Consider the following 12,929-nt stretch of genomic DNA (forward strand, 5'->3'; position numbering starts at 1 on the left):
TTATCCCTTAACGTTAGCGTCTGCTTGCGTCACTTGAGTTTGACGAATATTAACCAGTTTATTGGGGTACAACTTAAATGCCCCGTTGGTGACCACTTGTTCACCTTCTTTTAAACCTGATTGAATAAAACTGTCTGTCGCATTCTCTTGAAACAAGGTAATGTCACGACGTTGCACTCGATATTGACCTGCTTTTCCAGCCTCTGGAACTAAAACATACACATATCGTGTGCCTTGTTGTCTCAATACCGCTTGCTTAGGAAGCTCAATCATAGGCACAGCGTGGCCTTGCTTAATAACAACTTCAATAAACTCACCAGGGGTTAAGTTTGCTTTGGTATCTAAAACTAATTTTGCTCTGTGTTTCAAACTTCGAGAGCGTGATTCAATGATAGGCTCTTTAGCGATAACCTCGGCGTACAATGGCTGGACTTGGCCATTTATCGCCAATTGAAGCGTATCGTCACTGAGTAAACGAGCTTGAGTTTGCGACAAATTGACGTCAATCCATACGTGACCACGATTTGCGACTAAGCTAGTAATTTCACTGTTTGTCGCGAGGTATTCCCCAACCGATAAATTGTGCAGCCCTAGCACACCATCAAACGGGGCTTTAACGGTCTTTTTACTAATAATTGCTTTTATCCGATCCACTTCGGCTTGATTGATTTTGATGTCTGCGATTTTTTGATCTAATTCATTCACAGAAGCCAATTGCTGCTTACTTAGGGCTTTGGTTCGTTTCAACTCAGCTCTGGCTAAGTCAACTCGTGCTTGCGCCGTTTTTAAGCTGGCTTGTTCTTCACTGATGTCCAGTTGCAGTAACAGTTCACCTTTTTTGACTGTTTTGCCGTTTTCTAGATTCATCACGATGACTTTGCCTGCAAGCTCACTAGTGAGCATGACAGCATCTGGTGCAACGACTTCGGCAGGGACTTTTATTAATTCTTTATAATCAACAAACTTCGCCATCATGGCATCAACGGGCTCAGGAAACTCTGGCTGAACTTGCGCCGACATAGCCTCAATTTCAGACGATTTATAGTGGTACAAACCGTAACTCATCGCTGCAATTGCGACTAAAGTTAAACTCCAATTACGAAGCGACTTTACATTGGACATAACACGTTCCTTTTCATACAGCCGAACACGTTCGACCTCAATACTAATAATAATTTTTTCATTGATTCAGTAAGCATGGTAATGAATTAACATAATCCGAGCTTACTGAGAGATATTTTCGTTTCTTCAATTGCTGATTCAGTTAACGGATACTTCCAAGGGTAGGCATTTAAATAATGCATCATGGCTTTGATACTATGCTCGCTCAGTTGACAAATTACACTTTCTTTACCCAATTGGCAGTGCTCGTTCATAAAACCTTGGTGATTACGAATTTGTTTGAAGCCCATCGACATCGCCCAATTTCCTACACTCAATTCTTGGATTTCTGTCTCATCCTCACCTAAATATTCTCCAGACTCGAAACACTCACGGGTTTTACTTTGACAAAGACTTTCCATTTTGTCTTCAAACGCTAACATCTGAGTTTTCCACCTTGATGATGAGCGCCTAAGCACAGGTTCGCTGGTGGCTAAAATTTCTAAATCGAGATCAAATGAGTATTTTTGCGATTTTTCAGGTACCAACAACATGAACGACATCATTTTTTGGGGCATGGTCAGTGGTTGCTGATATATTTGTGTCGCCACACCATGAAAATGCTCAAACATGTCACAAGCCAGTGCCATGATCACATCTTCTTTGGTTTGGACATATTTATAAAGCGAACCCACTGATAAGCCTGCTTCTTTGGCTATTGCCGTCATTTTAAAATCCAATAAAGAGCTTTTTTCGATGACGCTAACTGCAGCCCGATTGATCATCTCAGCTTGCTGTTCAAGGGAGTATTTAGGGGCTGGACACATAACCACAATCTCATTCGAATGATATTCGAATGAGATTGTGGTGGCTACAAAGGTGAATTGCAAGAGCAAATTATTGTAATTATCAAACAATAATTAGAACTGTTGCCTTGAGCACTTATTTAATTTCGAACTTTATCCAAAACACCGATTCTAATTAACCTAAAAACATCAGTTGACTGCGTTCTCAAGCGTAGAAAAAATGGCTAATAGTAAGGCGTAGCTTGCAGCAAACAGTTATTTTACTTGCAAAAGTTACAACGCAGATAATAGTCTTTTTAGCAAGCTTGTGAGCGTAGAGCACTTCACTCATTGGGTGAAAGCCATTATGATAAAGTCATCTTATTGCTCAAACAGTTACTCATATACTCAGCGTTCAGCTGATGTTTTTAGGATTAACACTCCTATTCCTGCATTTGATTTCTTTTGGGGCTCAAATGCACTTGTTGTACATAACTATTAAGAGGTAAGTTGATCATGAAGTTCTGCCAAAATTTACAATATTCTTTTATTTTTTTGTTACTCGCAATGACTGCAGCATGTAGTTCAAAGCCTGACTTTTCAAAAGTTGAAAATGGTTTTTTACCTAATTATCAAAACCTCACTGAGATTAAAAATGATAATGATGTGACTCAGTATTACTGGGCTTCTCATAAGTTAAATCGTGTTTTTAAGCCTATTGAGCCTGAAAATATCTACATCAACCCAGTGATTTACTATCCAAAGCTGGCTATGCACAGCCAAATCACTCAGGAAAATGCTGATAAAATCAAAGCCTTTATTGACCAAAAAATTAACATGACGGTGAGCCGTTACTTTCCTGTCACAGATACTATTGATGAGCGAACTTTTGTACTGAGTCCCGCTATTACTCAAATCATCATATCTCCTGAAGGCATCTCGCCTTTAGAAGTTCTCCCTGTTGGTGCAGCAATTGGCACATTAAAATATTTAACTGGGATCCGTGATGAAGATGTTGAAATACGGTTTGAGACCAAAGTCACCTTAGCCAATACCAATACATTACTCGCCACAACAGTTTTTAATGACGAAGCTGAGCAACTAGAAAATGATACCGAGCAATTATCCAACACTCATACCATGACTATCATTGACAGTTGGATGAAGCAGCTTGATAGCCAACTATCCAACTACAAAGCGCTCATTGACAAGCGCCACCAACAATAGGTTTTAAGCAAACTCCTTGTGGGTGCCAAGTTTGTCTATCTGGATATATCTAGATATGGTGCCCTAACACTTCGATTTGTTGAGGGGCAATTATCATCGATATTTACGTAATTCGTCACTGTTATCTTTTTGCTCAGGCGCTTCAACAGTAAAGAGGTGATCCATAAAGTGACTCACCAATAGTGTCATTCCGGCTAAAATAGCACCAATGATACTTAGAGTACGATATTCCTCCCAGCTGTAACCCAAAACAGCAAGCGCAACGACAAGGTAAAAACTGATCATTTTTACTTTTGCTACTCGGGCACTTTTGCCAAGCCACGCTTCACAATGATAACAACGAATTTGCGCTGCCAATCCTTCACCGCGATGTTGCTCCACTTTGGTGACTCGAATACTTTTACTGCAATGTGAACACACTAAACTCATGATCTATCTCGCTGTTGCACGTTGACTGGAGGCTTTACTGGCTTTAGTACCAAACTTAGGTTTAGGCCCACGGCCGCTACCCTTCCCGCCTTTTGAGGCTCCAGCAGTGCCACCACTTTTGCCACCACTCGACTTTCTATCACTAAACTGGTTATCGCTAAACCGAGTTAAGCCTTGCTTACCTTTTTCAGCTTTTTGCCCACGCTGATTTTTAATCGCATTACGTTCATGTCGTCCTTCAGCTGGCACTAGCTGATGCGGACTATTACCGATTAAATCTTCACGCCCCATATTGATTAAAGCTTCACGGATCAGCGGCCAACCTGCTGGATCATGATACCGTAATAAGGCTTTATGCAACTTACGCTGACGACCTTTTTTGGGCACAGACACGATTTCACTGTCTTTCTTAATGTTTTTGAGTGAATTCAACTCAGTGTGATAAATCGTAGTGGCGTTTGCCATCGGTGATGGATAAAAATTCTGCACTTGATCCAGCTTGAATTTACGCTGTTTTAACCATAAGGCTAAATTCAACATATCTTCATCATTGGTTCCCGGATGCGCTGAAATAAAGTACGGAATAAGGTATTGCTCTTTACCCGCTTGTTTGGAGTATTTATCAAACAGTTCTTTAAACTTGTCATAAGTGCCCATACCCGGTTTCATCATCTTAGATAATGGCCCCTCTTCGGTATGTTCTGGCGCAATTTTGAGGTAACCACCCACATGATGCTGGGCCAATTCTTTTACGTATCTAGGATCTTCTGTCGCCAAGTCATAACGTACACCCGATGCAATCATCACCTTTTTGATACCCGGAATGTTGCGCGCTGCACGGTAAAGATCAATGGTGTGTTTGTGATCTGTGTTCAAGTGCCCACAAATTGATGGAAACACGCAAGATAATCGACGACAAGTGGTTTCAGCTTTCTCGCTGGAGCAGCCTAAACGATACATGTTGGCAGTAGGCCCGCCTAAGTCAGAGATCACCCCAGTAAAACCAGGCACCTTCTCTTGAATGTCTTTAATTTCTTTGACAATGGATGCTTGGGAGCGACTTTGAATGATCCGTCCTTCGTGCTCAGTAATGGAGCAAAATGAGCAACCGCCAAAACAACCACGCATGATATTAATGGAGGTTTTTATCATGTCATAAGCAGGGATTTTCGCTTTCCCATAAACAGGATGTGGAACCCGCTTATAAGGCAAATCAAATACTGCATCCATCTCGTCAGTATTGAGCGGCCATGCTGGAGGGTTAACCCACACACCGCGATCACCATGAGGCTGAAATAATGCTCGACCACAGCCGGGATTTTGCTCTTGATGCAAAATACGTGAGGCATGTGCATACAAAAATTTATCTTCTGAGACTTTTTTGAAACTAGGGAGCAGTACGTAGGTTTTTTCCCAAGGTTTAGGTCGTGACGGCTGCACGGTTATCGCTTTAGGCGCATCATTATCAAATATTTTTTTGTCTGTCGGCCCTGAAAGTTTTTCACAACCGACATCGTCAGCACCGTATGGATTGGGGATAGGATCAATTTTATTTAGCTTATCAAATTCCCGAGAATCCATGCCCTTCCATTCCGGTAATGCTTCTTTGCGGATCACCGCTGTGCCACGAATATCTTGCATTTGCGCAACAGTTTGTCCTGCTGCAAATCGATGTGCGACTTCAGCAAGAGGGCGCTCGGCATTGCCATAAATAAGAATGTCAGCTTTCGCGTTAAAAATCACACTTTGACGAACCTTGTCTGACCAATAATCATAATGTGCAATTCGGCGTAAGCTGGCTTCGATGCCGCCAATCACAACAGGTACATCTTTGTAAGCTTCTTTACAACGCTGTGTATATACCGTTACCGCACGATCTGGCCGTTTACCGCCTTCATCGTTCGGCGTGTACGCATCGTCGGTACGAATTCGTCGATCCGCCGTATAGCGATTGATCATCGAATCCATATTTCCAGCGGTCACCCCAAAAAATAAGTTGGGTTTACCCAGCTTCATAAAGCCGTCTTTGCTTTTCCAGTCAGGCTGTGAGATTACCCCTACTCGAAACCCTTGAGCTTCAAGCATTCGACCAATGACAGCCATTCCGAAACTTGGATGATCGACGTAAGCATCCCCAGAGACAATAATAATGTCACAACTGTCCCAGCCGAGTTTATCCATTTCCTTTTTAGTCATTGGCAAAAATGGTGCAGTGCCAAAACACTCTGCCCAGTACTTTTTATAAGAAAATAATGTGGATTCGACTTGCATGGATAACCTAACGCCTTGTGTAACATTCACCTTTTATAATGATGGTGATTGCGACACTGATTGTGATAATAACAAAGCTCAGTAGTATACCAGAAAGGTCAAGTATAGAGACAATGATAATAACTCACTCTTCAGAGTGTGAACTTTGGACTCATTGCTGTTAGGGATCTAGCGATTTAGAAAGTACCAATCTTTGTCATACCCGCGAAGGCTGTTATCCAGTGACTTTTATAGAAAAAAGCAAAGGCACCAGACTACCGACATACAAACTGTCGTTACTTCGTTTCCAGCCTGCGTTGGAGTGACGAGAACTCATCGGTATACTTTCTTCCGCAACTTTCCTTAGGTTTTGGCACTCAAAGCACCAAAGACTGCAACGTATTCAAGAAAGAAACAGCAGCCTCTGATGAGTAGATAAAAGACAAATATAAAATAAGATGAAACAAATAACTCAAGGGTTTTAAAATTTACTCAATGGCTACTTGGCTTTCGGCCTAAACGGTTTAATTACTGAAGCATCACACTCTAAAAACGGACCATTCATTAAGTCAATACAATAAGGAATGGCAGGAAAAACCGCATCTAAACATTCACGGATGGATTTTGGTTTACCCGGCAAGTTCACAATTAACGAGGTGCCACGTAATCCTGCCGTTTGACGAGATAGAATGGCTGTAGGCACAAATTTCAATGACTCAGCTCGCATTAACTCACCAAAACCCGGCATCATCCTATCGCACACGGCTTCCGTCGCTTCAGGCGTCACATCGCGCTTTGCAGGCCCAGTGCCACCTGTGGTGACCACTAAAGCGCAGTACTCATTATCCACCATATCCATTAAGGTCGCTTCAATCATATCTTGCTCGTCTGGGATGACTTGATACACAGGCTCCCACTCAGACTTGAGGTAATCATTTAATGTATCGATAATGGCTTGGCCAGATAAATCTTCATATTCACCACGGCTGGCTCTATCACTTACGGTCACAATGCCAATTTTTGCTACAGACATAATATTGTTAACCTACTGCTTTTATTCATTTGCTGTAGAATAATCCTGTTTGTAGAAGTGTTGCAATATTTAGTTAAGCTGGTTTGATTTAAAACAAATTTGTTAGAGCAACCTTTGCTGCCCATTATCTTCAAACTCTTCAATTTCTTTTTGAGAAACTTTTAGGTGTTCTACTTTTAAGAGTTTATTTGAGATAGCTGGTTGAAAGAAGTCAAATACTCTTTCACTTCTATCAGGGCGCTTAGACTCTTCATCCAGTTCTTCTATGTCGACAATGATAAGCAATAAATCTGCATTTATTTTTTTGGCTTCACGATAGAAATGGATTTTGTTCAACATGACATACAAACGGTCATAATACATAAAACTAGCGTTTGTATTTGGAATTACCTCAATAAACCTTTCATTGGTTACTGACTTAAGATAGCCATCAAATACGACCCTTCTATTCATTATTGGATCTATTTCGTCGAATGAGCCTGAGAATTCTACTCTTTGAATTAGTTCACTCTGAGGTATTGATGATTGGGTGAAATATTTATTTAGTGCAACTTGCTCCGCTTTTCTTCTATTTTGACTTCGCTCTCTCGATTTTTCACGAGATCGCTCTCTCTCAGCAAGATGCTGAACAGCACGTTTTATCTCATCTTGATCTTCTTGTTCATCTTGCTCGTCTTCGGGAGAATCTTCAGATTTTACAACGCCAAGAGCTTTAAGCCACTCGTCAGATGGGGCGTTATACGTATTATTAACTTGTGATTGCTGGATATTTGAAACTATTTTAAATAGTTCTTGGCGTAATTCTTTGTTTTCTGTTTTTACTGTTTCTTTTTCGGTATCTTTCTTTTTAACTTCATTACTTAAAGTTAGTATTTTTCCAATACTTAAATTATTGAAAGACTCTGACAGTATTAGAACTACAACAATGGCTATAAGGGTAATTATACCCGTTGTAATTTGATATTTAGGCTCAGCAAGGAAAAAGCTTAGAAAAGCCATAATTGATATTGCAAGAGCTACAATAGCAATTAACCAACGAACAAATAAGGATAGGCGTAGCGAAGCCTGCGCCTTATCCAGTTGTTGAACAAGCCCGGCGCCACTTATATATGCAAATATCTCTGATATGTTTTTAAGGTGGGAGTGAGCCATTTCTCGACTCACTTTTTAAAAGGTGTGACTCATCCTTGATGGCGATCTTGCGATTCTTGTTACCATCAATACCTTGTTTCGTTTGATTGTCGGTTTTGCTTATTTATGCCCTCTGAAATTAGCCATTACATTATCCTTATTATTCGTTTCAATCGTGTTTTCAGCCATAGCCGAACGGTCTGGTAATGCCTAAAAAGTTCATCGGCTGCTGACAACAACGGCACAGGCATTGTGCTTTTTTCCGAGCGACTGGCTTTATAATGCTTAAATCCAACTTGTGCGCCATTATTAAACACAGCTGAATTTTCTTGAGCGTCTTGCTTGCTCCGCCATGCAGTAATCCATAATCTCTGACTCGCCGAAATCCTTTAGGGATGACGTGTTGCAGTATTTGCCACAAGAACTTAAGTGTCGGCAATGTCTTAATCTGTGTTTGTTTGGTTTCACTGTCGATGTAGCGAAAGCTAACGGTATCATCGGCTACCTTAACGATATCTCTGTCGGGTAATACACCACGGTAAAGGTATCGAGACAGATACTTAAGCGCAGGCAAACCTTTACCCACATGGCGACAATTCACGACCCATTTTTTAGGGATTTTACTGGGCAGCTTAAGCTTGAGTTGATGGTTCAAGGCTTCGAGCATTCTTGCTCGCCAAACCTTGGCAAGGCTATCCGTATTAAACAGATAATCTCCTTTATTTTTGCGCCATTCATTACGGCCTTTATGGTAGCCGCCAGCGGGTATTATCACGTGTATGTGTGGATGAAATTGTCGCTGGCGACCATGGGTGTGCAACACGCAGGTGAAACCGATATCGGCCTGCCAGCTTTTTTTATTGCGGCCAAAGTCTTTCAAAATACTGGCTACTACTGCGAACATGGCATCAAACACGGCTTGCTGATGTTGAAATGTCAACGCTCGCAACTGTGATGGCAAAGTGAACGTATCCATATAGTAATCGACAGGCAACAATTTCATTTGCTGACGGTTAAGCCAATCTTGAGTCGTATTGTGTTGGCATAAATTACAGCTGCGATGACCGCAGGACAGTGGCAAGTCTTGATAACGATGACAGTCATCGCATTGCCATTGGCTGCAACCTTTATTGAAGGTCTTGCAACTGAGCATGGCATTCATGGCCTGATGGTGTTCATTGGTGAGCTTATGCTGATATTCAAGTTTAAAGGCGTCAAGGTGCTCAGATAATATGTCTACGAAGTGCATCACTTATCCCTCCAAGTGAGAGGAAGTGAGTCGGTTAAGTCATTAATGGTGTCTCTTGTAGATTGTGATTTAACTTCGGTCAGCTTGGTATAAATGAGTGTGGTGTTGAGGCTTTTGTGACCGAGCGCCACTTGAATGCTGCGTAGGTCAACGCCTCGCTCAAGAAGATGGGTTGCATAGCAATGGCGTAAAGAGTGGGGACTGATTTTTTTTAAAAATGCCACATTCAGTGACAATTTTTCTCATGGCTTTTTGTACTCCGCCCTTATCCATGGGTTGGCTGGAGTGGCTATGTTTACTGGGGAATAACCAATTGGGATGTCGATGTGTTTGCCAATAAGCTCGAAGTGCTGCAAGCGTTCTTCGAGGAAGTGGAACCAATCGGTCTTGACCACCTTTGCCGTCACGCACATGGACTTGCATACTGGCCTTGTCGATGTCACCGATTTGTAAATGAATGCCTTCATTGAGTCGAAGTCCTAGGCTGTAAAGTGTCAACAAGAACACTTGATATCTAAGCTGCTCGGTACGACTTATTATCAAAGCAACTTCATCAACGGATAACGTATCAGGTAACCGTTTTACCTGCTGAGGTTTAACAATATCGAGCCATTGCCACTTCTTATTGAGGGTGAACGCATAAAAGAATTGCAAGCCGTTACGGTCAACCTTGACGGTGCTCCATGAGTGCGAAAGTATTAATGCATTAAAATAATCTTTGAGTTCTTGGGCACAAAGGTTATCAGGACACCGACCGAAATGGTTGGCAATGCGCCTCACGGCACGACTGTAACTGTCAATCGTTGCCTTGCGCTTGCCTTGCAGTCGTAAGTTGGTAATATGTTGTTTATATAGAAAATCAAAACGTTGTTGTTCGTAGGGTGTCATAAAATACTCCTCAAGTTATCCAGCCACATGGCGGTAAGAGAAGTATTACTCAGAGCTTATAATGATATGATTAATTGTTGTTTAACCGCTGTTTCTGCCGCACAGCGGCTTCGTTCAACAAAATAATTTACTTTACTTTCCAATTTACACTCCATTGCTACGAGTTGCTCTAACGCCGCATTAAGCTGCAAATAGTGGTTGGTTAAATATTGGAACGCAGTGACAAAAGCCAACCAGTATTTGTCAGATTGAATGCCTTGTTTTAAATGGCAGACGCTTAAAGCTACTGCATACCTTTTGACACTAATTTACTTATTTTTCTAATTTTTTAAAGATAAATTTGCTGATAAGAATAAGAAGAACAATGTAAATAATTTGGATGTCTAAGTAACTGACTCCAATACCTGATACCTTGTTAATAAACTCGATTATATATTCAGCTGGCCAAAGAATTAAAAGCCCAAGCAAAAATGCGATGACAACTCCACAAGCAACTTTTCGCAAACCTTTATCCATAACCTCAATCCTTTGAGTAGGTAAGTTAACCTAATTCTCATTTAGCCATTTAACGCCCAAATCAGGTGCGCCGTAGGCGTCACCTGGAAATTATTGATATCTGTAAACAATAAAAGTCATGATGAGAAAAAGGCACATTGAACCGCTGGAATGAACAATCATATTGAACATCACTGCGCTATTTTGGTTGGTATACCACTTAACGCGTATAAATTAAGCGTTAGGTTTCAAGGAAAATAAAAATATTTAAAAAACTTTGAATATAAAACCAGCCTTGTAAGGTCTCTTTAATTGTTCGTTATGTGACATTATTAATGTTCGTTTTTCATCGTTGTCCCTTTTTATAGCAAGCTAATTAGCTTGCTATTTTTTTGTCTTAAAATGGTTAACCGCTATTTCATATAGGTATCTCATCTATAGGCCAGCCAAGTAGGTACGTTAAAGTTAAGCCTTGAGTATTTCTTGCTGGAGTTTTTTATGCGTACTATAAAATTGGCTCTTTTCGCACTCTCAATTATCTGCCAGCCCAGTCAAGCTTCAAGCACACCTTGTGGTGAAGGGGCATTTATTGAAGTCAGTAGTTCCCAAGGCACTTGGCATTCTCAAGTTCAGCATTTAAACGGTGGTCATGGCAACGTGATGAATGTGGATGACAACTGCTCGGCCATAAACGGATCGAATGGCAACTCTAAGCACTTTCCGCAATTGGTATTTTCATTTGTTGTTAGCGCTGGGCAGCCCACAATGTTAAATCACGTGGCGGATGAGCAAGCATCGTCTAAATCTGCAATACTTGTTTCGATGGTGCAACAAAGGCAGCCAGATCAAATGTATTCATATGCTCCAAAAGCTTGCCTGTTTTACATACCCAATGAGCAGCATTTATATACTCAAGTACAAACAGTATCGCTTAACAATGCTGAGTGCTTTTATTTTTTCGACGCGCTAGATGTAAACCCGGTTCATAAGCTTAAGGCTAAATGATTTCAACCCCATGGAATGATATGTAATGGCAAGCTGGACTACGAAATAGATTCAATCATTTTTGAACAATAAATCTGTCTGACTATTTTTTATCAAAACTCCAGCAGATCATTCGACTTATTTTTTGTCCTTGGCTCATGTTAATGATTTTTTGATCCTTCACATTCGCTTTTTTTAAAGCTTTTTTGATGGCTGATAGATTGTCTTTTTTCGCCACTAGAGAGGTAAACCAGCCACATTGCTGACGATACTGCTTACTTTCAGCTATCATGCGGCAAATAAAAGCCGACTCTCCTCCCTCGCACCAAAGTTCGTTATGCTGACCTGCAAAGTTCAACCCACCAACAGAAAGCCCTGTTAATCTTGCGCCTCGTTGCTGACTATTCACTTTTAAATTGGTTTGCTTACGTTGCGTCCCGGTATTGGCCTCTTCTGCGCTACGGTGAAATGGCGGGTTGCACATAGTAAAGTCGTAATATTCATTAGGCTGAATGATGTTGTTAAAAATGCTTTTTAGCTCAGGTTGCCATCGGCATTCAATCTCATCGTTCAATGCATTGCTTTCAATTAAGTGGTTTGCGGCTTGGATAGACGGCTGGTTAATGTCTGAAGCAACAAACTGCCAACCATAAACACTGTTACCTAGCAGAGGATATATAAGATTAGCGCCACAGCCGATATCCAGCCCTTTGATGTTGCAGTGTTTAAGCTTTTTAACTGGCACCTTCAACGTCGCTGCCAAAAGATCAGCAATATAATGCAATGAGTCGACTCGGCCAGGAATGGGAGGACACAAAAAACCATCCGCTAGTTGCCAATGCTTTATTCCATAATATTGATGCAGCAGAGCCTTATTGAGTAACTTTACCGCCACGGGGTTTGAAAAATTTATCGAGGTTTCACCGCGCGGAGTAGTGACGAGATAATTGGTTAATTCAGGACAAACCACGATCAGTTTATCAAAATCATAGCCTTGATTGTGGAGGTTCCGAGGGTGCATCTTACTTTTAGAGGCAAACTTTACAGCTAATGACATACGGAATTGGCTACCTGACACAATGAGAGTAATATGCCCAAATTATAAAGGGTTTCACGTGATAGCCAAAGCTGGGTAAACGCATGAATGTTTTTCAAGTAAAAAACGTAGGCTTTATAATCCGTCATTCCCGTGAAAACGGGAATGACGATATTGCCACATGGAGTTGCGCATATATCACTCACTCATGCGGTTGCCCTAATAGCCAAAGTCATTAAAAACACTGGTTTATTCTCTATATTTTATGGTTGCTTTTAATCGTATAAGTCGTGAGTACACATAGGAATTGAATTACAAACA

The 12,929-nt window shown here is 41.1% G+C and carries 14 protein-coding genes; 2 read left to right on the forward strand and 12 right to left on the reverse strand.

The features are described from left to right. Together E2I05_RS20780 and E2I05_RS20785 are read right to left on the reverse strand one after the other, a co-directional pair. Positions 1-1,122 (reverse strand): efflux RND transporter periplasmic adaptor subunit, encoded by a 1,122-nt coding sequence (locus E2I05_RS20780; protein WP_121853793.1) that lies wholly within the window; start codon positions 1,120-1,122, stop codon positions 1-3. A gap of 86 nt (positions 1,123-1,208) precedes the next feature. Further along, positions 1,209-1,928: a TetR/AcrR family transcriptional regulator gene (locus E2I05_RS20785; RefSeq protein ID WP_121853794.1), complete on the reverse strand. Its 720-nt coding sequence runs from the start codon at positions 1,926-1,928 to the stop codon at positions 1,209-1,211. 525 nt (positions 1,929-2,453) lie between these two features. On the opposite strand from E2I05_RS20785, the gene E2I05_RS20790 reads away from it, so the two are divergent. Further along, complete coding sequence (locus tag E2I05_RS20790; protein WP_170179660.1) at positions 2,454-3,113, forward strand: DUF3313 domain-containing protein; 660 nt, start codon at positions 2,454-2,456, stop codon at positions 3,111-3,113. A 93-nt stretch (positions 3,114-3,206) separates the two neighbouring features. Here the strand turns inward: E2I05_RS20790 and E2I05_RS20795 are convergent, their stop codons facing one another. The 9 genes from E2I05_RS20795 to E2I05_RS20825 form a co-directional block, all read right to left on the reverse strand. Beyond that, positions 3,207-3,542 carry a hypothetical protein gene (locus E2I05_RS20795; protein ID WP_121853796.1) on the reverse strand — a complete coding sequence of 112 codons (336 nt, stop codon included), beginning with the start codon at positions 3,540-3,542 and terminating at the stop codon, positions 3,207-3,209. 3 nt (positions 3,543-3,545) lie between these two features. Further along, on the reverse strand, positions 3,546-5,813 hold the full coding sequence (locus E2I05_RS20800) for a YgiQ family radical SAM protein (protein WP_121853797.1): 2,268 nt from the start codon (positions 5,811-5,813) through the stop codon (positions 3,546-3,548). Positions 5,814-6,291: 478 nt separating this feature from the next. Continuing rightward, entirely contained in the window at positions 6,292-6,825 is a 534-nt protein-coding gene (gene mog, locus E2I05_RS20805) for a molybdopterin adenylyltransferase (protein WP_121853798.1), read from the reverse strand. A gap of 102 nt (positions 6,826-6,927) precedes the next feature. Next, positions 6,928-7,977 (reverse strand): hypothetical protein, encoded by a 1,050-nt coding sequence (locus E2I05_RS20810; protein WP_121853799.1) that lies wholly within the window; start codon positions 7,975-7,977, stop codon positions 6,928-6,930. 160 nt (positions 7,978-8,137) lie between these two features. Further along, complete coding sequence (locus E2I05_RS20815; RefSeq protein WP_133309863.1) at positions 8,138-9,205, reverse strand: IS91 family transposase; 1,068 nt, start codon at positions 9,203-9,205, stop codon at positions 8,138-8,140. Further along, on the reverse strand, positions 9,205-9,429 hold the full coding sequence (locus tag E2I05_RS22715) for a tyrosine-type recombinase/integrase (RefSeq protein ID WP_244935404.1): 225 nt from the start codon (positions 9,427-9,429) through the stop codon (positions 9,205-9,207). The genes E2I05_RS20815 and E2I05_RS22715 overlap by 1 nt, the downstream gene beginning before the upstream one ends. Continuing rightward, complete coding sequence (locus E2I05_RS20820; protein ID WP_244935405.1) at positions 9,365-10,093, reverse strand: site-specific integrase; 729 nt, start codon at positions 10,091-10,093, stop codon at positions 9,365-9,367. The genes E2I05_RS22715 and E2I05_RS20820 overlap by 65 nt, the downstream gene beginning before the upstream one ends. A gap of 56 nt (positions 10,094-10,149) precedes the next feature. Then, positions 10,150-10,326, reverse strand: coding sequence for a hypothetical protein (locus E2I05_RS22175; RefSeq protein ID WP_165905582.1), 177 nt, complete (start codon positions 10,324-10,326; stop codon positions 10,150-10,152). A 79-nt stretch (positions 10,327-10,405) separates the two neighbouring features. After that, positions 10,406-10,609, reverse strand: a complete 204-nt coding sequence (locus tag E2I05_RS20825; RefSeq protein WP_121855135.1) for a hypothetical protein — start codon at positions 10,607-10,609, stop codon at positions 10,406-10,408. Between the two features lie 477 nt (positions 10,610-11,086). On the opposite strand from E2I05_RS20825, the gene E2I05_RS20830 reads away from it, so the two are divergent. Continuing rightward, positions 11,087-11,593 (forward strand): hypothetical protein, encoded by a 507-nt coding sequence (locus E2I05_RS20830; RefSeq protein WP_121855134.1) that lies wholly within the window; start codon positions 11,087-11,089, stop codon positions 11,591-11,593. An 82-nt stretch (positions 11,594-11,675) separates the two neighbouring features. Here the strand turns inward: E2I05_RS20830 and rlmF are convergent, their stop codons facing one another. Next, positions 11,676-12,629: a 23S rRNA (adenine(1618)-N(6))-methyltransferase RlmF gene (gene rlmF, locus E2I05_RS20835; protein WP_121855133.1), complete on the reverse strand. Its 954-nt coding sequence runs from the start codon at positions 12,627-12,629 to the stop codon at positions 11,676-11,678. Between the last annotated feature and the right edge of the window lie 300 nt (positions 12,630-12,929).

Source organism: Parashewanella spongiae (assembly GCF_004358345.1).
Lineage (GTDB): Bacteria > Pseudomonadota > Gammaproteobacteria > Enterobacterales > Shewanellaceae > Parashewanella > Parashewanella spongiae.